At 52.0% G+C, this 21,875-nt stretch carries 20 protein-coding genes and 1 riboswitch; of the genes, 1 reads left to right on the plus strand and 19 read right to left on the minus strand.

Going from position 1 to position 21,875, the window contains the following annotated elements:
* Positions 1–54: 54 nt before the first annotated feature.
* The 9 genes from F556_RS0111105 to F556_RS0111150 all read right to left on the minus strand — a co-directional run bounded on the left by F556_RS0111105 (position 55) and on the right by F556_RS0111150 (position 12,444).
* Positions 55–759 (minus strand): ECF transporter S component, encoded by a 705-nt coding sequence (locus F556_RS0111105; protein WP_020617024.1) that lies wholly within the window; start codon positions 757–759, stop codon positions 55–57.
* Positions 756–2,501, minus strand: a complete 1,746-nt coding sequence (locus F556_RS0111110; protein WP_020617025.1) for an ABC transporter ATP-binding protein — start codon at positions 2,499–2,501, stop codon at positions 756–758. The genes F556_RS0111105 and F556_RS0111110 overlap by 4 nt, the downstream gene beginning before the upstream one ends.
* Positions 2,474–3,364 (minus strand): energy-coupling factor transporter transmembrane component T, encoded by an 891-nt coding sequence (locus F556_RS0111115; RefSeq protein ID WP_020617026.1) that lies wholly within the window; start codon positions 3,362–3,364, stop codon positions 2,474–2,476. Before F556_RS0111115 ends, F556_RS0111110 begins: the two co-directional genes overlap by 28 nt.
* On the minus strand, positions 3,361–4,389 hold the full coding sequence (locus F556_RS36880) for a DUF4430 domain-containing protein (RefSeq protein WP_020617027.1): 1,029 nt from the start codon (positions 4,387–4,389) through the stop codon (positions 3,361–3,363). Before F556_RS36880 ends, F556_RS0111115 begins: the two co-directional genes overlap by 4 nt.
* Positions 4,390–4,455: 66 nt before the next feature.
* On the minus strand, positions 4,456–9,312 hold the full coding sequence (locus tag F556_RS0111125; RefSeq protein ID WP_211222559.1) for an S-layer homology domain-containing protein: 4,857 nt from the start codon (positions 9,310–9,312) through the stop codon (positions 4,456–4,458).
* 190 nt (positions 9,313–9,502) lie between these two features.
* A riboswitch (cobalamin riboswitch) is annotated at positions 9,503–9,694 on the minus strand.
* Between the two features lie 113 nt (positions 9,695–9,807).
* Positions 9,808–10,248: a DUF6398 domain-containing protein gene (locus tag F556_RS0111135; RefSeq protein ID WP_020617030.1), complete on the minus strand. Its 441-nt coding sequence runs from the start codon at positions 10,246–10,248 to the stop codon at positions 9,808–9,810.
* 66 nt (positions 10,249–10,314) lie between these two features.
* Positions 10,315–11,193 carry an alpha/beta fold hydrolase gene (locus F556_RS33715; protein ID WP_020617031.1) on the minus strand — a complete coding sequence of 293 codons (879 nt, stop codon included), beginning with the start codon at positions 11,191–11,193 and terminating at the stop codon, positions 10,315–10,317.
* Positions 11,190–11,786: a TetR/AcrR family transcriptional regulator gene (locus F556_RS0111145; RefSeq protein ID WP_020617032.1), complete on the minus strand. Its 597-nt coding sequence runs from the start codon at positions 11,784–11,786 to the stop codon at positions 11,190–11,192. Before F556_RS0111145 ends, F556_RS33715 begins: the two co-directional genes overlap by 4 nt.
* An 85-nt stretch (positions 11,787–11,871) precedes the next feature.
* Positions 11,872–12,444 carry a hypothetical protein gene (locus F556_RS0111150; RefSeq protein ID WP_020617033.1) on the minus strand — a complete coding sequence of 191 codons (573 nt, stop codon included), beginning with the start codon at positions 12,442–12,444 and terminating at the stop codon, positions 11,872–11,874.
* Positions 12,445–12,512: 68 nt separating this feature from the next.
* Between F556_RS0111150 and F556_RS0111155 the strand changes: the two genes are divergently transcribed.
* Positions 12,513–13,235 (plus strand): glycosyltransferase family 2 protein, encoded by a 723-nt coding sequence (locus tag F556_RS0111155; protein ID WP_020617034.1) that lies wholly within the window; start codon positions 12,513–12,515, stop codon positions 13,233–13,235.
* A gap of 267 nt (positions 13,236–13,502) precedes the next feature.
* On the opposite strand, the gene F556_RS37715 is transcribed toward F556_RS0111155, so the two are convergent.
* The 10 genes from F556_RS37715 to F556_RS0111205 form a co-directional block, all read right to left on the minus strand.
* Entirely contained in the window at positions 13,503–13,640 is a 138-nt protein-coding gene (locus F556_RS37715) for a hypothetical protein (RefSeq protein ID WP_020617035.1), read from the minus strand.
* 215 nt (positions 13,641–13,855) lie between these two features.
* Positions 13,856–14,227, minus strand: coding sequence for a DUF948 domain-containing protein (locus tag F556_RS0111165; RefSeq protein WP_020617036.1), 372 nt, complete (start codon positions 14,225–14,227; stop codon positions 13,856–13,858).
* Between the two features lie 77 nt (positions 14,228–14,304).
* A complete protein-coding gene (locus F556_RS0111170; protein ID WP_020617037.1) occupies positions 14,305–14,643 on the minus strand; it encodes a zinc ribbon domain-containing protein YjdM in 339 nt (112 codons plus the stop codon).
* Positions 14,644–14,717: 74 nt separating this feature from the next.
* Positions 14,718–14,900, minus strand: a complete 183-nt coding sequence (locus tag F556_RS0111175) for a hypothetical protein (RefSeq protein ID WP_020617038.1) — start codon at positions 14,898–14,900, stop codon at positions 14,718–14,720.
* Positions 14,901–15,006: 106 nt separating this feature from the next.
* On the minus strand, positions 15,007–15,393 hold the full coding sequence (locus F556_RS0111180; RefSeq protein WP_020617039.1) for a VOC family protein: 387 nt from the start codon (positions 15,391–15,393) through the stop codon (positions 15,007–15,009).
* Complete coding sequence (locus F556_RS0111185; RefSeq protein ID WP_020617040.1) at positions 15,390–15,674, minus strand: ArsR/SmtB family transcription factor; 285 nt, start codon at positions 15,672–15,674, stop codon at positions 15,390–15,392. The genes F556_RS0111180 and F556_RS0111185 overlap by 4 nt, the downstream gene beginning before the upstream one ends.
* Before the next feature lie 88 nt (positions 15,675–15,762).
* The gene (locus F556_RS0111190; protein WP_020617041.1) at positions 15,763–16,482 is read right to left on the minus strand and encodes a YebC/PmpR family DNA-binding transcriptional regulator; all 720 of its coding nucleotides are present in this window, start codon (positions 16,480–16,482) and stop codon (positions 15,763–15,765) included.
* Positions 16,483–16,646: 164 nt separating this feature from the next.
* On the minus strand, positions 16,647–19,811 hold the full coding sequence (locus F556_RS0111195; RefSeq protein WP_020617042.1) for an S-layer homology domain-containing protein: 3,165 nt from the start codon (positions 19,809–19,811) through the stop codon (positions 16,647–16,649).
* A gap of 192 nt (positions 19,812–20,003) precedes the next feature.
* The gene (locus F556_RS0111200; RefSeq protein ID WP_020617043.1) at positions 20,004–20,882 is read right to left on the minus strand and encodes a carbohydrate ABC transporter permease; all 879 of its coding nucleotides are present in this window, start codon (positions 20,880–20,882) and stop codon (positions 20,004–20,006) included.
* Between the two features lie 15 nt (positions 20,883–20,897).
* Positions 20,898–21,758 (minus strand): ABC transporter permease, encoded by an 861-nt coding sequence (locus F556_RS0111205; RefSeq protein ID WP_051108706.1) that lies wholly within the window; start codon positions 21,756–21,758, stop codon positions 20,898–20,900.
* Between the last annotated feature and the right edge of the window lie 117 nt (positions 21,759–21,875).

The raw sequence follows: 21,875 nt of genomic DNA on the forward strand, positions 1-21,875 counted from the left end.
TAAGGTTGGTTTACCACTCCTTTCCTTTCTACGAAACACAAGCTCCCTCGGTTTCTAAGACTTCTCTTGAATCAGTCCATACTTTGTCTTGACCCGCTCCAGCTTCTCCAGCATGGGTCGTGCCAATACCAGCAGGAAGAAGACCGTCGCCGCGGCATGAACCAGATCGAACCAGAAGCCGGAAATGTAAACCGTGGCCAGGATCTCCCAGGAAAACTGGGGACTGAACATCAGATGCGAGCCAAAATTAATGATGCCGCCATAGATGACTAAGGTCGCCAGCCCGCCGAAAACGCACAACACGGAACGAGTAGGCAGCTTATCCCGGCGCCGAAAGATGAGACCCGCCAGAAAACCAATTAACCCGAAACAGAACATCTGCCAAGGCGTCCATGGCCCTTGACCGAAGAAGAAGTTGGATACGAAACCTGCAAGTGCGCCAACCAGAAAACCTGCTTCCGCACCCAGGCTGACCCCGGCAATGATTACAATCGCGGTCACCGGCTTGAACTGCGGCAGCATGAAAAAAGCCGCCCGTCCGGCTACCGCAAGCGAAGCCATCACAGCAATGGCGATGAGCTCCCTCGCTTGCGGCTTGCGCCGTTCGAAGATAAGCGCAAACGGGATCATGGTGTAGAGAATAATTAGCAGGCTAACAAAATAATAGCGGCGGTCATTTAAGAGATAGATGCCAGCCCAGATGGTGGCCGGGATAATCACCAGAATAATGGCTGCAGACCATAGCGTGCGGCGGCTCATCGGGTGGTCTCCTCCTGACAGTGGCGAATGACATCCTCCACACTCACTGCTTCCCGCCACAGGTCGCGGGCGATCCGGTTGGCCGCTGTTGTATAGAAGCTGCTCCCCGCAAAAAACTCCCGCACCGCGCCCTCAGCGATCATCGCACCGTCAAAACAAAGCGCGCACCGATCGGCATAGCTGGCGCAGAACTCAATATCATGCGAGACGAGGACAACCGTTACCCCCTTGGCCTGCAACCGCCGGAGCAGGTCCGCCAGTTTCTCCTTGAAAAACGCATCCAGTCCCTTGGTCGGCTCATCCAGCAGCAAGATCTTAGGCTCTAGCAATAGCACCTTCGCCAGCGCTGCACGCTGCTGCTCGCCTCCACTTAGGTCGTAGGGATGCTGATCCAGCAAGTCTTCCAGCTCAGCGAAAGCAATTACCTCCTGAATGCGGTCTTGCCGCGCCTGTTCATCCAGCTTGCTGTCACGCAGCATATCCGTAAGCTCCAGGGCAACCGTCTTCTGAACGAAGAGCGTCTGCGGCTGTTGGGGAAGCACCGCAAGTCCACCGTGGAACAGCTCCTTGGGACGAACCTTGGCAGGATCTCGTCCCTCTACTCGGACTTGGCCACGATAAGGTCTGAGCAATCCTGCCGCCAGTGACAAGGTCGTTGATTTACCCGCACCGTTACCGCCCAGGATGGCATATAGCTGCCCAGGCTGAACATCGAATGAAAGTCTCTTGAGAACGTCAGCACCATGCTTCTCATAGCGGAACCATACGTCACGGAATCGCAGCGCTGGAACTAGCGCTTGTTTCGCTACCACGCCAGCGTCCGGGTTCACGTCCCTCGCAGCTGCCGTCTCCGAGCGGGTTTGTGAAGAAGCCCCTTCGTGCTGCCCGCTTCCGGCTGGAGCCACCTGCTCTTCAGCCAGGTGCGCCAGGAGCCAGCCGCGCCCGTCCCGTACCGTTAGTGGAGTAACCAGCTTGCTGCCTACTCCAGCATGGATCCGCACAGCGGATGGCATGGCCCGGAACATCGGATGCTGGAGCCGTCGAAGCTCTTCTGCCGCCTTCAGCGGCGCACCATCCGCTACAATGCGGCCATGCTCCATCACTACCAGCCGATCCGTAATCGGCAGCACTTCTTCCAGCCGATGCTCGGTCAGAATAATCGTGGTGCCCAGTTCACGGTTGATACGGGCCAGCGTGCCCAGGAAATCCAGCGCCGCAATCGGATCCAGTTGGGACGTGGGTTCGTCAAGAATAAGCACAGACGGCTGCATTGCCATGACCGAAGCCAGCTGCAGCAGCTGACGCTGGCCGCCGGACAATTCCGAAACCGCTGCGTGAAACCAGTGCTGGATGCCGAAGAAGCTGGCCATCTCCGCCACCCGCAGCCGGATCGTCTGTTGGTCTATACCCAGACTCTCCAGGCCAAAGGCAAGTTCATGCCATACCTTGTCCGTTACGACACTGTTGTCAGCACTCTGCTGGACAAAGCCAATCTCGGCTGCCTGGCGCCGCGCATCCACCGATGCTAAGGGTTCACCAGCATACAGTATTTCCCCTTCGCGCCTGCCATGGGGAGTCAAGACCGGCTTCAGCTGGCGTAGAAGTGTGCTCTTGCCGCTGCCGGAGCGGCCACACAGGGTCAGGAACTCCCCGGTCATGATATTTAAATCAATGTGTGCCAAGGCAGGAGCTCCCTGCTCTGGGAAGCTGAAGCTCAGCTCGCGGATACGGTAGATCGCCATCGCCATTCCTCCCATCCGTTAAGCAGTAGCGGTAGTGAACAGAGCAATCCATAGGCGGTGTAAACTGTCATGGAGCGCCAAGTTATGTCCGGGTATAGAATGGAGGGAAAGAACCGGATCGTATTCTCCCCCGCCGCCGCTCCGAGCCCAACGATACCGAGCAGCAGCAGCAGGGTTAGCAGTAGTCGGCTATCCCGTGTCCCCCAGCGGAACAGTGAGAAGCTGGTGCGCCCGGGTAATCCATAGCCTCTCGCCTTCATACTGTCAGCTGTCTCCATGGCGTTCTCCAAGGCCCAGGTCGTTAGAATCGAGAGAATGGTCATGCCGTTTCTGGCTCGCACCAGCCAATTTCCCTGCGTCACATCCCTGCCAATACAGCGCTGGGCAGCCGAGATTCGCTTCGCTTGCTCCACATAGCGAGGCACAAATCGCAGCGACATCGTGAGCAGCAAGGATAGTGCCGGCAGTATGCGCCCCAGTAAGTAGACCCATTTGTCCGAGGTCATGACAACATGCAGACAAGAGAACCAAATGATGACCGTGACGAACGTACATGCTGCTGCCACGCCGTACAGCAAGGATTCCAGCGTCACCGGATTTCCACTTCGCAGATAGAACAGGATGGTAACCCCCGCGTGGTTAAAAGCCGGATTCAACACAGCAGCAAGAAGCAGCAGGGGGACCATGCCGAGCAGCAGAAAACGAACGGCCCGCCTCCCCTTGAGCAGTAGGACGTAGGCTGCCGCAGCTGTTAGAGCCAGAAGCTGAAAAACCGGATGCATGAACAGCATGCTAAATATCAGCACCGCGACAAAATAGATGGCTTGGATCAAAGGATGGCTGGAGCTAAAGTGATCCCTCATCCTCCATTGCCTCCAGCAGCGCCATCGCCCCCGACATCCCGGCCAAGATCCGTCGTATAGACCCACTCGACCACATCCCCGTCCTCCAGGGCGTAGCGACTGCTGCCATAGTTGGGAAACCAGCCGTTCACCTTGTACATCCATCCGCTGAGCTCACCTGCATCGAATTCATAGAGGTTGTTAATCCCCTCGATATAATTGCTGTTATAAAGGGGAGTCATGACGAATTCCATGTGGATCTTGTGCTTCTTCATCTCACGCAGCAGCACATCGAACACGGATTCTCCCTCATAGAACGTGACTTTCTGCGATTTGAAAATGATACCGTCCTGCGGAAGCACCTCCAGCTTGTTCGGATCCAGCCGGTCCAGCTTATCCAGCAGTGTCGTTGCGGAGACAGACAAGGTGGCGGTCAACGCCTTGTTCTTGTCCACCTCGGCTTCCTGCCATTCGACTGGCGGGGCTTTGCCCTCCGGCACTGGATCCGTCTGATACTTGTCCTTGCTACCCGCTGCTGGTGCTTCTGGAGTCTTGACAGGTGGCTTGGCCGTCTCCGGTGCAGACGCCTTGGGCGGTGTAGTAGCGGGCTGTTCAGAAGGAGCTGCTGAGTTACCCGGGGTCTCAGGAGTTGTTGGTTGAGTCTCTAGGTCAGACGATGCCGTTGAACCGGATTCGTCTGCCGCAGGAGTTTCTGGGGCTGTAGCCTCTCCAGCCCCGCTTTCGCCTTCATGTTCGTCAGCGTCAACTCCCGAATTCCCGGCTGCATCCAGTCCAGTCCCGGCTGCGTCCGCGGCTGAGCCCTCGGCTGCATCCGGCTCTAACTCTCCGTCTGTCATGCCACCTGCTATCGAGATCGAATCCCGATTCCCACTGTCAGCTGAGTTTGTCTCTTGCGTGTTCTCTATAGCGGCACTCTCGCTTAACGGCTCGGAGGGTTGGGACTGCCCCCGACCCTCCCAGATGAAGACCACCACCAGAATCAAGACGATGACGGCCGCTACGATCCAGCGATTGCGTGTATTCATTACTTATGCACCACCTAACAATAGCAAAAGCAAGGGCAATACTTGCCCCTGCCGTCGCTTCGAGAATTAGCTTGCATCGGATAGATCATACAAACGGCTCTTGCCTGTCGCAAAACGCTCATAAGCCACCAGAGCATACAATGCCTGATCGGTCGCCATCACATCGACTTCCCCTGGCTTGGCCCCACCATTATCCGGTCCTCCGGGGAGGATATGATAGAAGCCGCCACCGGTAGCGGCGAAACCTAGCAGCGCCTCCAGCAACGAGTGACCATTTTTAATAAAACGTGGATCCGTGTGTGGATCGATGGACAGCCCGGTCAAGGCTACGACCACTTGCGCGGCACTCTCTGAATTGGAGGCGTTCCAGCTGAGGTAGCCGCCGTCTGCCCCTTGCGCGCCAGAGAGCCAGGCGATGCCGCGATCGATAGCTGCTTTGACTCGTGCTTGACCCGTGTAGTAAGGCGTTAAGGCCTGAATCGCCATTGCAGTAACGTCCGGATCTGCCTCGCTTGAGCTGCTATCCAGGGTCCATCCGCCGCCCGTAATCTCCCGGTTCAGAATAAAATCAACCAATTGTTGACGGCTGGTTTGTGTCCCGCTACCCGAATGCGCAGGAATTTCGTATCCCCTGCTGTCCAGTGCGATGAGAGCGAAGATCGGACCGTTGATCCCCTGTTTGATCAATGTGTCATAGTCAGCCAGCGGCTGCAGCAGATTATAGCCCGCTACATCATCTACAGGCTGTCCCAGTGCGGTCAGCGCCAGAATGACACGGTCGTACTCGGTATATTTTAAGCGGTGCAGGACCCCGTCCTTCTCCTTCAGGGTCTGCTCCAGGTTAGTCAGATAACGATCATAATAAGCGGATGGTACTTGCTCCTGCGAACGTGCCAGCCCGAACACTGTCCACTCCCCACCTACACTGGTAACGATGGGATTGGTGACGGTGCGCTGCAGATAAGCAGCGGCTTCGGCGATGGTGCGCTGGGTCTGTTGCAACATAGCATCCGGTGCCGGGACCTCTGGCTCGGGAGCTGGAGGGAGCGGCGCCCCCTCCAGGTAATCAAACGCCCGTACCGCTACAACGGCAGCCATCTCACGGCTCACCTGCTGCTGCGGGTGGAAGCGATTGGCGTCGCCAGTCATTAGTCCGGCAGCGTAGACAGCTAGCACTTCCGAACGGGCCCATGTAGCAATTTGTGCCGCGTCCGTCAGAATGGTGCTACCGGATGCAGCAGGCAACTCCAAGGCTCTGGCGATCATGACCGCCATCTGCTCGCGGGTAATGGTCTGCTGCGGTTCAAAGCGGTTGCCGTAGCCGTTGACCAGATCCGCTTCATACGCGGCTTGGACATAAGGGTGGAACCATTGGCCTGCACGCACATCGTCAAATGCACTCGCAGAAGACGAGGACAGCGGCAGTTCCAGCAGCTCGCTCAACAGCTTGGTGAACTCAGCACGCGTGATGCTGGCCTGCGGACGGAACAGCCCTTCGCTGCCTTGCAGCCAACCATATTCCGTGGCGCGGGCAATGCCCTCATAAGCCCAGGCAGCCATGCTGGCCCGGTCATCGTAGATGGCATTGGCATCGGTTGGTTCGGGTTGCGGCTCCGGCGCAGTAATCGACTCCACCGTATAGGTAATAAATGCGGTAGCCGAGGTGGTACGCAGCACCAGGTCCTGGCCCTGCACGAAACCATATACCGCTCCTGGCTGCGACGCTTGTGCCGCTTGCTGACTTGCATAGACGCGCAGCTGCTGCCACTCGTCGCCCGCTTGGTAAGCTGCCTGTTGCTTGGCGCCGCCTTTAATCGTTACGCTGAGCGGCTGATCAAACGCAGCACGTTGCTCGCCTTGGTTCAGCGTGAACGCACGACTGAGCTTCGTTTGTTCGTTCTCTTGTGCGAGAATGGCGGCTTCGCGTTGCTCTAACGTTGGTTCAATGGCATGCAGCAAACGAATGGCTGGACCACCAGCCGTCAGTTTGGTACCCTCCGCAATATGAAGCGTCAGCTCCCCGCGTGTCGCTGTCAGCTGTGGAATGCTGGAAGCAACAGCCGCCAGGTCCAACAGTACAGCGTGCGTGGATGACGGGACGTTGACCGTCAAATGCTTGGCTTTCTTATGCTCCTCTGTCAGCTTGATCGTATAATCTGCTGTCAGCGTGGAAGGAACAGTGAGCGCTTGTTGCTCGGAAGCTCCGCCTCCGCCAGGAATGCCTCCGCCAGTTCCAGGATTGGTACCTGGGCCTGGTGGGTCCGTACCAGGCCAAGGCGCTTGTCCCAGGTCAGCGCCAAGGTTGGTTGTGTATCGCCACTGGATACTGTCACCGCTCTTAACGATATAGGCACTCGCACCAACATTCGGATACGTTCCGTTGACATTGTACATCCAGCCGCTGCCTTCACCATGGTCGAATTCACCGTCACCGGCAATCGACTCCACATAGACACTACCGAATTCACCGCTAAATCTACTCTCATAAGGGATATTACGTGCATCCAGCGTCCGCTGCAATACACTCCAGGCCGTATCGCCCGCTTGCAGGGTAACAGTGGTTGGCGCGAGTACAGTACCTTTGCCAATCGTTTGTTTGTCTACCGAAACCGTAACGGTTTGTGTAGCTGGAGGCGTTCCAGGATTGGTTCCGGGATCACCGCCACCCCCGCCGCCTGACGAATCTTCAGGAGACAGCTTATAGACGACGAAATCAGTAAAATGCTTCGTCTGGATGACCAGGCTGCCAGCCGCATCGTAGGAGAAGACATCTGCTCCGCTTGCTTCTCCGGCAGCTTGACTATCGAAGTGCTGGATCAACGTCAGCTCATCCTGCTCGGCAAATGCAGCGCCATGCTCGGCAAGGCCCGGATAGGTCAAGGTCACATAGCTGTCAAACGCCATGCGGCTCTCGCCGCCCAAGGCAAACTGGCGGACAATCGCTTCCAGCTCCTGTCCTTCGGCCAGCTTGTCCGTTATCTGAGCTGCTGTAATTGAGGCCGGACCGAATAGTGTCAGCGCTTGGTCTGAGCCTGAAGTCACTTCACTGCCTTGCGGCAGAACTACGGTTACACCGCCTTGATTTACCTCGATGCGCGGCAGTTCACCAGCTGGCAGCTGGAGACGAACCGCTGCGGTACGGCCCTCCGCAAGCTCGATGCGGACATCCTTGTCGCGATCTGCCGCTTGCACTGCAATGACATACGCCCGCTGATCGTTCGGCACTGTGATGACCGGCTGTTCACCTGTCGGCAGTGTCAGCTCAATCGGCGGCAGACCGCCCGGCAGGCTATCCGGCGCATCGCTCATATCATAGAGACGATTCTGACCTTTGAGGAAACGGTCATAGGCGACCAGGGCGTAGGTGCACTGGTCGGTTGCCATACCATCAGGTCTTGTTTGAGTCGAAGAATGAACGAACCCCCCGCCTTCTACCGCAAACCCCATCATAGCATCTAGTGGAGAATTTCCATTCTTTATAAAGCGTCGATCTGTATGAGGATCAATACCCAGGCTAGTTAAAGCAACAATAACCTGGGCTGGGCTCTCGGGATTTTTTACGTTCCAGCTCTCGTATCCACCATCTGACTTCTGATTATCCGATAACCAAACTAGCGCTCTGTCTACCGCAGCCTTTACATTAGGGTGAGTTTCATAATAAGGAGCAAGACTCTGAATAGCCATTCCTGTCATATCAGGGTCTGGCCCGTTTACACCAGATCCGAATGCCCATCCTGCGGCGGCTTCTGTCCCCCTTTTAACTTCTCTAGACAAAACACCTTCGATTAACATTTCTCTTGTAGCCTGCTTCTCACCTTCATGGAGAACAGGCAGATCATAGTTACGTGTATCTAATGCAATGAGGGTAAAAACGTAAGCATTAATTCCTTGTTTGTAATTTGTGCTATCTGCCATAAAGACTCTTAAATCATAGCCCCCGAGATCTCTAAAATCGGCACCAATTGCCGAAAGGGTTAAGGCCCGTCTAGCGTATTCTGTGTTTGTAGTACCAAAACTGCCAGATTGTAAAATTGCTTTGGCTTCTATACTTTTATAATAGTTCTGGTAGTATCCCTCTGGAACCTGATATCCCGAGCGAGCCAATGTGAAGACAGACCATTCTTGTTCGTCTATCGGCGTAGGCTTACTACTTACTAAGTACGCTAGACTGTTCTCAAGATGACGCTCTATTCGCTCTCTCTCATCGGAGTGATGCTTGGCCAGCGCCGCACTTAGTTTTGCCAGAGCACTGCCTATGCTTTCAGCCGAGCTCTCGATATTTACGGCAACTGCCATCGCTTCCTCATACGAGGTCCGCAGCTCGGCATTCTCCATCAGCTTTATATATTTCGCATCGCTATTGATTTCCGCAAGCTTGGAAGTCAGCTCATCCTTATCTGCGGGCTCAATATAGTTTTCTTCATAGCCAAACCCTATATCAGCCCCCCATCCGTGCACCGTATATTGGTAACGAATCACATCACCGTTTTGAGGCTGATAGGCTGCCATGCCTACTGATGGCAGAACATGATTCACCGTGTACATCCAGCCCGACATATCCGTATAATCGAAATCGCTCAGCCATGCTTCGTTCTGACGCGTTCCGATCGTGTTGGCGTGTTCCAGGATGTAAGCCGGAATTTGCACCGCCCCTGCATTGGGATCATGAACAGCTCTCAAATAAAATCCATTGCTGGCATTTCCCATATAGGTTAATTTTTCATCGCCAATCGCCCGCAGCAGCACATGAGCTGCCGTCTCCCCAGCATAATAGGGGACTTGAATTGGCACTTGAATATAGCCTTGGCCAAGGGTGAATTTCTCCACCGCAACTGTTACATAACCTGTCGCCGCGACCTCTGCTGCTTGTACATTTCCTGAGGATACTCCCGGCAACACTAGCGACCAGATCATACTCAGCATTAAAAATAAAGCTAGAAATTTGCGTTTCATTTCTTGTTTTCCATTCCTCTCTCACACGCTTGTAGTTGTTCCTGCCGCCAGTGGTCCTGCAAACGCAAAAATCCCCGCATTCTCTCAAGAACGCGGGGTGTCGCAGCAAACCTGACGGGTTGCATACCAAATAAACACCTTCCTATCCATCGTAGAATTGTGTACTGCAAGCTGACAGGCAGGTCTTCTGGCTCAAGCGTCATCATCCGTACCGCCTTCCCGGTTACCCAGTGGCATTTGGCACGAACTCTTCTTTTACAGCGGCGGGACCGCGCGGGAGTTACACCCGCTTCCCTTTTAACCAGTCCATGATCTCAATATCATCCCTGGCACCTGTAGCTATATACGATTCAATTGTCTTGCCTATCATAACGAATGTAGCAAGATTTGTCATGTACTTTTGGTCACAAGAGAGGAGGCATTAATGTGTCTTGAACGCAAGAAAGTAACTCATTGGCATGCTTATTATTTTTTATCTCTTAAAAAATCAGCAGGAATAATCAACCCATTGATCGAAACCATATTGTTTAATGGGTTGCTTTGTTGCGTAGACTTTGTGGCAAACTCACCATCAAAATAACTCATCTTAAACATTTCACGTAATGTATTGGATTTTTGCGAAGTCGTACTTTGAGCCGTAGCGAAGTACTCACAAATGTCATGTACCGATACATAAGGCTCAGAATTTTTATCAAACAAAAAATTTACTGTACCGATCGCATGAATGATACCAGCAGCCCAAATCTCAAGCTTGCCTCGCATAAATGGAACTGTCCGTTTTCTCCCTAGCTTTTCTACCATTTTACATGCTAGCTGCTCATAATCTTCATCGAGATATTTTTCACAAAATCCTTTGACTAATTGTAACAACTGCTCTTTTTTCTCTAGCATTTTGGGATCCTTCATACTCTCCTCCAATTCACTTTTTCTCTACTATTTAAATTAGCTCCATTGTCATATATTCTCAAGGGTTTAGGATAAATTTTTGAGTGTTTTCATGAGGTACCCATGCACTATCCCCACCACCTCATCCGGCTTCTCCTTGTGCGGCCAGTGTCGGGCCTCTTCAACGAGGAACAGCTCCGAACCGGGAATTAACTCATGCGCCTTATGAGCATGGGCGACTGGCACCGTCCGATCCTCCGTGCCATGTACGATAAAGGTAGGCACGGTTATGTCAGGCATCCGCGATCTGAAATCGCTCCTCAGTCCCTGCTTTCCCAGATACTCGCTTTTTTGCCATATCGCAAAGGCTCTTCCGGCATTCGGGATGCGCGCCGCCTCCTGTACCTCATCCATCAGCCCTTCCGTCACATTCTGGGGATCATAGAATAAGCCGGAGACGACAATCGAGCGGGCAAACATGCGGTTCTTGGCCATCCATTTATAGGAGAGGGTGTTGAGCGGCGTATTGACATAGAAATGATAAGTGAACGCATGGTACTCCCAACGATCCAGAATGCCATTGGAATTAATCAGTCCTAGCGCTTGCAAGTGGTTGGGGTAGGTCAATGCAAATTCGAGAACGATGCCTCCGCCCATGGACAACCCTATCACAACCGGACGATCGAGCTGCAACTCGTGAATAAAGTCTCGTAGAACCTGCGTATAGAACGTGTTGGTATACTCCACACCTTCCTTGTAGCCCGTCAATCCATAGCCTGGCATATCCGGTGCATAGACGCGGTAATGCTGCGCCAAGAGCGGGATAACCTCACGCCAGGACAACATCGCCGAGTCGACGCCTGCTCCGTGTACTAACACAACGACAGGCCCACTGTCGCCTGCAGTATAGTAGTTCATTTCGAAACCCTGAATGTTCGCCTTCCGATTCACCATATTCCGACTCATGATGGTGACCTCCCTTCAACCAGATAGGGACCGAGCACGACGTCCATACAATCGTTGATCCAGTCTTCGGGGGGATCTTCGCCATTCGTTGCCCACATGAGCAAAGCCCCGGTGACTGCCGACTGCAGCACCCGGCTCAATTGAGGGACGGGGCAGGACGTTAACTCACCGGTCTGAACCGCTTTGTACAGCAGCTCTTGAATTCCTTGGTCCACCATAATCAAGCGCTGTTTAGCCTTCTCCCGCAGTTCGGGCTCGCTAATACAATCCGTGTAGAACGAAGCAATATTCGCACAGTGAATCGGATCCCCATCAGCAGTAATCCATAGATAAGCTAGTGCACGAATGCCCTCTAATCCGGACGGCAACTGCTTGGCCTCCTGGATGGCTTGCTCGGATACTGTATTCAAATCATCAAAAAAAGCCACGAACAGGTCGTTCTTCGTTTGAAATCGTTGGATCAGCGCCGCCGGTGATACGCCAATTCGCTTAGCAATCGTACTAAGTGTGAGCTTGGCATACCCCACTTCGCTTAATGCCGTGAGTACGCCGCGGAAAATTTTTTCGTCTGAGAACGCCTTAGGTCGAGCCATACGTTTCACCTCATCATTATTAATTAATAAACGTTTATTAATTAATAATATATCCCACTAAGAAGGAAGCGTCAACCTCCCCCGATTAACGCCTTACATAGAGGTTATGAACACGTGCCAGATCAGTGACTTTCTTCAAATCCAGCTCTTCCAATGAAAACACGGGAAAACATAATTCCCAATTCCCTTGAATCAGCGTCTTTAAATACGGGAAATAGAAATCTGAAAAAAGCAGCTCTCTTGTAGCCAGTCTGACGAAAAGTTGCAAATACTTAACCTCCGTTACTCTAAAAACGGTTGTTTGTAAATTGGAGATATCTTCGTCAATAATCTCATCCAGTAGATGAATTTTGGGGCAGCTAACAATGACTTCTTTATTATTTGCCAAATATATAGCACTCATAACGTTCAAAAAGTTTGATTCATACTTTAAGTTATGTTCTTCGAAAGAGGATAGCAACTTCTCTGATTCGCTTGCTGATAAGCAATAAGGATACACGTCTAAAATTCCGCAATGACTACTTGTTATTTCACTTTCGGATGCAATCCTACGTACCCAGGAGTCCATAATTTCTACTTCACTTGGGCTAGCCTTGCTAATGCCTCGATCCACATTGTTATCCGCCATCTCTTCCACCTCTTGATCTCTATTTTGCACCCACCGCCCGAACCTCCCTCTAAACCCCTTCATAGGTTAAACCAATGAGAATAAAGGAGGCATGACCGTTGAACAGTGGAGCAGGCAGGAGTCCGGGTGTCTCCATCATCACCGCTACGCATCGTCCGCAGTTTATCAAGAATTTGCTGGCCAATTATGCAAGACAACAATATCGCACGAAAGAATTGATTATCATCTTAAATAACGACAGCGAGAAGCTGCACCGTTACCGCCAAATGGCTAAGGGCTTGCCCCATGTGCGAATCTATCAAGTATCAGAAAAACTCTCCCTCGGCCAATGTCTCAATTGCGGAATCGCCAAAGCCAAGCACCCGCTCATTGCCAAGTTCGACGATGATGACTATTATTCCCCCTTCTACCTGCAGGAGCAAGTTAATGCGCTCATCCGCACGAGGAGCGACGTCATCGGCAAACACGCCTGCCTGGTCTACTTAGAAGCTACCAAGGAGCTCATCATTCGCTCGCCCAAACATACCAATCGTCCAGAGTGGTTCGTTCAGGGTGGAACGATACTTTTTCACCGCAGGGTGCTAAAGAAGCACTGGTTTTCCGATCGCTCGCTTGGAGAGGATACCAAATTTCTGAGAGACTGCATCCATGCAGGCTATCGTGTCTATTCGACCTCCACGTATAATTATGTCTACATTCGCAGATCCGATAAGAAAAGCCATACCTGGCGGGTGAAGGATGCCTTCTACAAAAAGGGAAGTATCCCGGTAGCTAAAGGGAAGCCCTACCGGCCTTTTGCAGATCGGAAGCTGCCCCTGTAACGGCCACAGGCGCACTTATTTCCGACTTTTCGGAGGGTTCATTCCCCTAACGGCCACAGATGCAGTTATTTTAACCATCACACACGAAAATAGGTCCCCTCATGCACAATAACCGCCTATATGTCCGTTAGAATTCCAGATCGCTCATTTTGGACAAAATAAGGGCTCTGTTGTCCGTTAGAGCAAGACGTCCCAGAGCAATAACGTCACATGTCACCGAGGAAGGATACTTCACCTTGAAACTATCGCCCACCTGCTGCTGACTCGCTATATAGGAATATAAATCACAATCCGTGTCGTTGCCAACTCCGTGCCAGTCTGGCCGATCCAGTGCTCGAAATCAAACGAGCGCGGCTGCTCGTCATAGCCGTTCTCGACCAACCAAGCCTGAATCTCTTCATACAATCCGTCTATCTCTGACTCCGCGCCATCATGTGTTCCTGTTCGATGTCCTCGTTAAGACTTGCGTCAGCGGCATACCCCGCTAAACGAATGCTATGCGATAGCGTCACTGGAGTAGCTTTCACCGTAATTCCTCTTTTCTACACAAAAATAGCCTTCAGACTGACAGCGGCCATCTTAGGCCGCGTTGCCCTTCTCGAAAGCTACTTCCGTTGGCATTATTTCACTTTTACCCGGAGTTGGGGCTGTGTGACGGTTCTGGATTGCGGATTTGCTTCTTGTGTCGTCCGGGTGGTTGCCTTTTTCACCGAATCGGTGACATTCTGCAAGACCTCTCCCACATCATGAACCGATTCCAACAATGGATCAATCGTCTCCATTTTCCCCTTCACTTCCGTGCTAATCTCGTTGGCCGTGTGAATGAATTGCCCTGCTTCCTTGGTCAAACCATGTACCGCATTCCGGACTTCTGTCAAGGTCTTATTGGTCTCGCTAAGCGTAGACATTCCCTTGTTCAGAATCTGAATGACGTAGTACACCAAGCAACTAAAAGCAAGGACTGCAACGACTACGCTGATCTCGATTACCATGTTTGCTCCACTCTCCCTCATCACAAATGTATGTGCGAGCAAGGGTGGACATTCCTAACTGGACAAACTTCTTGGCGTTAGGCTTTTTTAACAAACTCCGATTTCAATTTCATTGCACCAAAACCGTCGATTTTGCAATCAATATCGTGGTCGCCTTCGACTAAGCGTATGTTTTTAACTTTGGTTCCGATTTTAATGACAGACGAGCTGCCCTTTACTTTGAGATCCTTGATGACTGTGATCGTATCTCCATTTTGCAATGGATGACCGTTCGCATCCCGGAAGATTCGTTCTTCCTCGAGTTCAGCCGTGGCGCTGTCACTCCATTCATGGGCACATTCCGGACAGATCAGCAAGGCTCCGTCTTCATAGGTGTACGGGGATTCGCATACGGGACAATTCGGTAATTCAGACATTGGGACAATCCTCCATTCTAGTTCAATGCCAGTATAGAGGAATTAATAGTATCTGGCTACCACAACCCTAACGGTTATTCATAGTAGGCCTGCATCAGGGTCTGCGTTTCATTGGCTTCACCAATTTCTGTTCCGAGCAAACCGTGCTCCAGCCAGCACTGACGGCACGCCTCCTCGGTCAGGCAGAATCCTGCGTCATCACAAGTGTAGCAGTGGTGTAACAGGTTTCGGGTGATGTCTACTTGTTCGGCTCTCATCGCGTTCACGCTCCATTCGTTTTGTTGCTTTTAGTATAACGGAGCGTGATCGTGAGGTATGTGATTATTTTCACATTGTTTATCTTTATGCAATAATTTGAGTCTCCTATCCCTGCTGCACGATTTGCAGCAAATTTCCACAGGTGTCTTCAAAGACAGCAATCGTCACGTTCCCCATCTGAGTCGGCTCCATGGTGAAGGTAACCCCCAGCTCACTCAAGCGCTTATACTCCTCCTGAATGTCCTTTACCCCGAACATCGTTGCCGGAATACCGTCCGCTCGGATGCGCTCCTGGTAGTCGCTTGCAGCCGGGTGTTCATTGGGCTCCAACAAGAGCTCGGTACCGCTCTCCTCCTCCGGAGAAACAAGTGTGATCCATCTGTGTTTGCCCATTGGAATGTCATGTTTCTTAATGAAGCCAAGCTTCTCCGTATAAAAAGCCAACGCTTTGTCCTGATCCTCCACAAAAATACTGGTCACAATGATTTTCATGAATCACCCAGCCATCCTCTCATCAAATGTTTAAGCGGTTCGTTGTGAAACATTAACACGCGATACTTCCCTTTTTTCTCCGATTTAACGAGTGCAGCCTCTTCCAGGACAGCAAGATGCTTCGCAATACCTTGTCGGGTAATGGAGAGCTCATGGTTTGAAATGAGTCGCACGGTTAGCTCGTACAAGGTCTGGCCGTTTCGCTCAGATAACTCATCCAGGATAATCCTTCGTGTCGGATCACCTAGCGCCTTAAAAATCGCATCTCTAGCATCACTCATAGCTTGATTATAGGCAACCTATAGGTTGCATGTCAACAAACAAAAAAGCAACGCCTTGTGTCATCAAGCGTCGCTTCTTTTGTTGGTCTTACTCCGGCAACTCCACATTATGATACACCTGCTGAACATCGTCATGGTCCTCGAGCGTATCGATCAGCTTCTCGAACTGAGCGAGTGCATCGCCGTCCAGCGTCACATAGTTCTGGGCAATCATCGACAGCTCGGCGATTGCGAACTCCTCAATTCCGGCACCCCGCAGCGCTTCTTGTACGGTATGGAACTGATCTGGCTCCGCGTAGACGATAGCGACGTCATCCTCTTCCTGAATGTCACGTACATCAGCGTCGGCTTCCAGAATAATATCCATGACCTCATCAGCTGTCTTGTCGTTCACACCAACAACAGCAGTGGCATCGAACATATAGGAGACCGATCCGCTGACGCCCATATTGCCGCCATTCTTGTTGAAGATCGACCGCACATCGGGAGCTGTCCGGTTGACATTGTTCGTGAGTGCATCCACGATAATCATCGAGCCGCTTGGTCCGAAGCCCTCGTAACGAAGCTCTACATAGTTCTCGTCACCGCTGCCTTTGGCCTTGTCCAATGCACGATCGATAATCGCCTTCGGCACATTGTAGGTCTTGGCGCGCTCCAGTACGACCTTGAGCGCCCGGTTGGACTCGGGGTCCGGCTCGCCTTTCTTGGCGGCTACATAGATTTCCACGCCGAATTTGGCGTAGATCCGACTTGTATTGGCGTCCTTGGACGCTTTCTTTTCCTTGATATTATTCCATTTACGACCCATCTGGTTCCACTTCTTTCCTCATTACTCTGGTACAACGATAGGTATTCCGACTTTAATCCTAGTGGAAAAACCCAGGCTTTGTCAAGCTCGTCTGGCCATTAGACATGCTGCGCAAAAAAGAAACTGGCGCCGATCGACATCGGCGCCAAATACAACAATTCAGGTTAGGAATGAAGCTGCAGAGCACGCATCACAATGACAGCCGCTTCAGCACGTGTCGCCCCTTGTTTCGGGAGAAAGCGGCGATCCGAGTATCCCGTCAAAACACCTTGTTGAGCGAGTGCATTCACGGCTTCGATTGCCCATGGAGAGACGTCCGATTGATCCATGAAACTCGACGAAGAATCCTCCGATCTCTGAATCTGGAACGCCTGCTGAAGAATCCGCGCGATCTGCTCCCTCGTGATTGGGTCATTTGGACCGAAGTGAGTATCGGAATAGCCATTTATCAAGCCATGCTCATGGGCTGTGGATATAGCCTCAGCTGCCCAATGCTGCTCCGTATCCGTGAATGTACGTCCTACCCTGGCTTCCAGCTTCAATGCCTTCACCAACACCGTAACAAACTCAGCTCTCGTGATCCCTGCATTAGGCCGGAAGGTATGATCCGGATAGCCGCTAATAGCGCCTAGTGCAATCAGTCTGCGTACACTGTCTGCCGCCCAATGTCCCGCCATATCCATCGGTTCAAATACGGGCTGGGGTGTGGGTACTTCCGGCTGCTCAGGCTCTTGAGGTGGCGGATTTGTTCCGCTATCCGTACCATTAGACGAATCTCCATCTGGCGAACCTTCATCCGGCGTGTTGCCTCCAGGATTGCCAGGGCCCGGAGAAGGCGGCCCCGGTTGTACAAGGATTGGGCCAGGCTGCTCTACTCTAGCTTGAACCGTCACACTCACGTGTACTCGCAGGGTAGCTGGTAGCCCCAAAGCCGGATCTGGTCTAAACACACCTTCGAATCTATAGGTTCCGGGTTGCTGCCTGTTATAGGTTGGTGTACCGTCGTCCCAAGTTACGTCTACACTTATTGTCTCTCCATTCTCCCCAGTGCCTTCTAACTGATTCGGCAAGGGCAGCGCACTGCGTTCGGTGCCGAAGGGTACTTCAATCGCTGGCAGTTCCATAAGAGGAAGGACAATTACTAAGACTTCCGCCTTGGCCCCTGAAGCATTCACAACCCCCAGCGGCAGCGACAATTCCCCGGTGAATCGATAGTTTCTAGCTTCCAGTCCACTATATTCCGGCTCCCCGGTATCCCAGGTCACATCCGTCTCTACGATTTCACCCCCGCTTAGGGTGATCTCTACCTGCTCTGGCAGCGTTAGATCACTTCGTTCGGTTCCATACTCCACTACGATTGGTGTCAACCGGGATACATCTACAACTGTATCCACCTGGACGGTCAAGTCGATGGTGTTCTCTTCACCCGATACGATGACGGTTATGACAGCCTCACCAGCCGTTTTGGCGGTCACTTCTCCATGGCTATCCACCTCAACGACATCTTGACCATCTGTCACCTCGTAGCGGGCCGTTTGTGTTGCGCCATACGACGCGCCGCTCTGATGATGGGCCTGGACATTTAATTGGGCCATAGGATCTCTCAGCGTGAGCTGCGTGCGAGCTGCGTTGACTTCCACTTCAATAAGTGGGTCCATCCATTGCAGGAAGGGTTCTTTGCCCGGATAGGCGTACCATACGGTATCGAAATCCCATCCTGCAAACGTAGAGGGCTGGTTCAACGCCTCTGCGGTCACCGCTACGCCAACCTCGTTGTCCGGAGCGTCAGCGGCATACGCATTCTCATTCCAGTAAGAAGTCTCTACGTTGCCATAGTTCCTCCCGATCAATCCACCGACAGCAATTTCTCCGCTAGCCGACCCCAAAGCATAGGACGATTCAACCCCAGCTGTGCCGGAGTGAAAACCGGCCAGGCCACCTACAGCTTCACTTCCTTGTACAGTAACCTCTGAAAAAGAGTCATGAATGGCTCCTGTAAAATTGAATCCGACCAGTCCCCCTGAGTGTTGCTCCCCTATAACAGTACCTCGGGCGAAGGATTGGGTGATTCGTCCTCGATTGTCCCCAACAAGACCACCGATGTTATTCTCCCCTGAGAGCTGAATCTTCGCAGACGAGGCCGTAATTGTGCCTGTGTTCACAGCTACAAGCCCTCCTACAGAGCTGTCGCCGTGAATCTGTCCTGTGACATGAACATCATGGATCATGCCCTCGTTTCTTGCAGCCAGTCCGGCAATGCTATCTCCAAATTCCGGTGATAGATCTACATCCTCCAAATAAAGGTGGCTGACGCTGCCTTGCGGACCGATATGACCGAACAAAGCCTGATTACTGCCAGGTAACGAGATCGTCAGTCCGCTGATCGTGAATCCCTGCCCGTCTAACGCGCCTTCAAACCCGCCTTCAAAGACGTCCCCAATCGGTTCCCATCCCCTGCCCTCTAGATTGATATCCTCCACAATCCGATACTGGGCATTCAGGTCCTCCCGGATATTGTGCAAATGCCTTGCCGTTGCAATCAAATATGGATCGTCCTCTTCGCCACTGCCTCCAGCAAAAGGAAGGGGGTCAAATAGCGTGTAATAGCCTTCCTCGCCATAGGGTCCATAAACCGCTGTATCCGACTGCAGGTTAACTGCAGCACGAACGTGGTTCGTGGCGACATGAGTCCCAGTGAAGTTTAAGTGACCGCTGCCAAAGCCATCGGCGTAGTAAAAGTAAATCGTCATTGGATTAAAAGCGGAGCGTGTCCAATATGACTCATGATTGTGAAGGTAAGCATCAACACCCTCAATTTTGCTACCATGATCTGTGGCAGGTGGCGTGTTGCCTGAATACAAATGCTCATACCCCAATTCGGCCAGAGATAAGATAAAAACCGTTTCGTCCGAATTCATTTCATTATCTGTGTGGGTCGTTGAGGACATGATGCTATCTTGAAATCTTGCTGACAAGTTGTTGTAAAACTCCGTACGCAAATACTGCCTCATTTCCGACTGACTCCAGCTTAAGACAAACGTGGCCGTAAACGCTCTGGCGATCCGGGTCTCTTGCTCCCATAATAATGTGCGATTCGCTCCAAAGTGAGACTGGGATAGAACAATCCACGGAGCCGTATACCCATTCTGATCCCGGACAACGGTTCCCACTGGCAGATTGCCAAGGGTCGTCTCTTGCTCGACCCAAGTATCGGGCGAATCACTTATAGCAGTTACACTGCCCTGAGGCACGATCCCCAATAAGAGCGTCAGACACATCAAGAACGATAGATATCTTTTTGCAATTTGCGTTTTTTTCTTTGGCTTCACGATAATCCTCTTTTCCTATGAGTTGAATAGGTCTCAGCGTACCATAGCAACTTTAAGACTAGTTTAAATGAATTCCAGATTCTTGCATTTATAAAAATAATGTCGAATGCTGTGGATGAAAAAGAAGCCCACCCCATCTAGTAAAGACGGAGTGGACTTCTGGATTAATAGCAAAACCTTTTATCCGATATTCTACTCTTTAACCGAACCCATGACGAGCCCCTTTACGAAGAAACGCTGCAGAAACGGATAAACTAGCAGGATAGGGAGAGCACCAATGAATATTTGCGCCGATTTCACCGTCTTCTGAGAGATAAGAGCCATCTCGGCCGGATTAATGCTCATCGAGCTCATATCGCGTTGAATGATGACCGTCTGCAGGAAGGTGGCCAGCGGATAGCGGCTGGGATCGCCAATGTAGAGCAAGCCGTCAAACCATGAGTTCCAGTGGAAGACCATGCTGAACAACGAAATCGTAGCGATCGCAGGCAACGACACCGGCAGGTAGATGCTGAATAGGGTCCGGAAGTGTCCAGCTCCATCGATTAGCGATGCTTCCTCCATTTCCTTGGGGATCCCGCGGAAGAAGTTCAGCATGAGGATGGTCAAGAACACATTGACTGCCCCTGGCAGCACCAGCACCCAGAAGCTATCCATGAGGCCCAGACGTTGAATGACCATGTAGAATGGGACCAGACCGCCATTGAACAACATGGTAAAAACGAACAGCCACGCATACACATTGCGTCCACGGAACGCCGACGTCTCCTTGGAGAGCGGGTAGGCCGCCAAAAAGGCCAGAGCCAGTGTTAATGCCGTGCCAATTATCGTACGTTGTACGGAAACCCACATCGAGCTCAGGAAGACCGGATTATTGGTTGTTTTTTTATAGGCTTCCAGAGTAAAATCGACGGGCCATAAGCCGATAATATTGGCATCGGCTGCGACTTTGGAGCTGAGGGATACTGCAAGCACGTGAATCAACGGAATGATGCAGAGCAGCGCCAGCGTCACCAGTAGGATGATGTTAAAAATATTGAAGATTTTATAGGTTGGCGATTTGTAGTACATCCAGGCCACCCCCTTCTAGAAGATTCTGTAGTTCGCAAGTTTGTAAGCCATCCGATAGGACATAACGACCAAGACGAAGCTGATGACGGATTTGAACAAGCCGATGGCTGTTCCGAAGCCCATCTCCCCGTTAAGAATCGCGGCCCTGTAGACGAAGGTGTCGATGATATCGCCCTTGGCATAGACTAGCGGATTGTACAGATTGAAGATTTGGTCGAAGCCCGCATTGAGTACATTGCCGAGCGCCAGTGTGCCGACGACAATGGCAATGGGCAGCATGGCCGGGATCGTAATATGGAGCGTCTGCTTCCAGCGGTTGGCTCCATCTACCTCAGCCGCTTCGTAGAGCGCCGGATTGACGCCGGCCAGCGCCGCCAGGAAGACCACGGTGCCGAACCCGAATTCTTTCCACACGTCCGAGACAATAACGGTAAACCGGAACCAATCGCCATTCCCGAGGAAGAAAATCGGCTCCATGCCGAACACACCGGTCAGTATGCGGTTGACCAACCCGCCTTCAGTCGACAGCAGGTCGGTTAGAATGCCTCCGAGGATGACCCAGGACAGAAAGTGGGGCAGATAAACCAAGGTCTGCACGAAGCGCTTTAACAGCTGCTTGCGGATTTCGTTGAGCAGGATGGCAAATCCGAAGGGCGCCAACAGATTGAGCACCATCTTGAAGACAGCGATAACCAGCGTATTCCAGATGACCTGGAGGGAATCCTCTCTTTCGAACAAGTAGCGGAACTGATCCAGTCCCACCCACTCTGAGCCGGTAAGTCCAAGCCATGGTTTGAAATCCTGAAATGCCATAACCAAGCCGCCCATTGGCAAATAGGCAAACAAAATCAAAAACACCAAGGCGGGCAGGACCATCACGTGAAATGGCCATTGCTTGGCCAGATAATAGAAGAATGATTGGCGTGGCGGGCGGTTTCCCCGCGTCTGCTTGCCGGCTTTGACAGCCGGTGTCTGTGTCTGCTCCATGTGCCT

The organism is Paenibacillus daejeonensis DSM 15491 (genome assembly GCF_000378385.1).
Classification (GTDB): domain Bacteria; phylum Bacillota; class Bacilli; order Paenibacillales; family Paenibacillaceae; genus Paenibacillus_D; species Paenibacillus_D daejeonensis.

Excerpts from the sequence above, each read along its gene's own strand:
- F556_RS0111200 (WP_020617043.1), bottom strand. The coding sequence starts at position 20,882 with ATGTACTACAAATCGCCAACCTATAAAATCTTCAATATTTTTAACATC.
- F556_RS0111175 (WP_020617038.1), bottom strand. The coding sequence starts at position 14,900 with ATGAGAGCCGAACAAGTAGACATCACCCGAAACCTGTTACACCACTGC.
- F556_RS0111205 (WP_051108706.1), bottom strand. The coding sequence starts at position 21,758 with ATGGTCCTGCCCGCCTTGGTGTTTTTGATTTTGTTTGCCTATTTGCCA.
- F556_RS0111165 (WP_020617036.1), bottom strand. The coding sequence starts at position 14,227 with ATGGTAATCGAGATCAGCGTAGTCGTTGCAGTCCTTGCTTTTAGTTGC.
- F556_RS0111185 (WP_020617040.1), bottom strand. The coding sequence starts at position 15,674 with ATGAGTGATGCTAGAGATGCGATTTTTAAGGCGCTAGGTGATCCGACA.
- F556_RS33715 (WP_020617031.1), bottom strand. The coding sequence starts at position 11,193 with ATGAGTCGGAATATGGTGAATCGGAAGGCGAACATTCAGGGTTTCGAA.
- F556_RS0111180 (WP_020617039.1), bottom strand. The coding sequence starts at position 15,393 with ATGAAAATCATTGTGACCAGTATTTTTGTGGAGGATCAGGACAAAGCG.
- F556_RS0111145 (WP_020617032.1), bottom strand. The coding sequence starts at position 11,786 with ATGGCTCGACCTAAGGCGTTCTCAGACGAAAAAATTTTCCGCGGCGTA.
- F556_RS0111135 (WP_020617030.1), bottom strand. The coding sequence starts at position 10,248 with ATGAAGGATCCCAAAATGCTAGAGAAAAAAGAGCAGTTGTTACAATTA.
- F556_RS0111125 (WP_211222559.1), bottom strand. The coding sequence starts at position 9,312 with ATGCTGAGTATGATCTGGTCGCTAGTGTTGCCGGGAGTATCCTCAGGA.
- F556_RS0111115 (WP_020617026.1), bottom strand. The coding sequence starts at position 3,364 with ATGAGGGATCACTTTAGCTCCAGCCATCCTTTGATCCAAGCCATCTAT.
- F556_RS0111105 (WP_020617024.1), bottom strand. The coding sequence starts at position 759 with ATGAGCCGCCGCACGCTATGGTCTGCAGCCATTATTCTGGTGATTATC.
- F556_RS0111110 (WP_020617025.1), bottom strand. The coding sequence starts at position 2,501 with ATGGCGATCTACCGTATCCGCGAGCTGAGCTTCAGCTTCCCAGAGCAG.
- F556_RS36880 (WP_020617027.1), bottom strand. The coding sequence starts at position 4,389 with ATGAATACACGCAATCGCTGGATCGTAGCGGCCGTCATCGTCTTGATT.
- F556_RS0111190 (WP_020617041.1), bottom strand. The coding sequence starts at position 16,482 with ATGGGTCGTAAATGGAATAATATCAAGGAAAAGAAAGCGTCCAAGGAC.
- F556_RS0111170 (WP_020617037.1), bottom strand. The coding sequence starts at position 14,643 with ATGTCTGAATTACCGAATTGTCCCGTATGCGAATCCCCGTACACCTAT.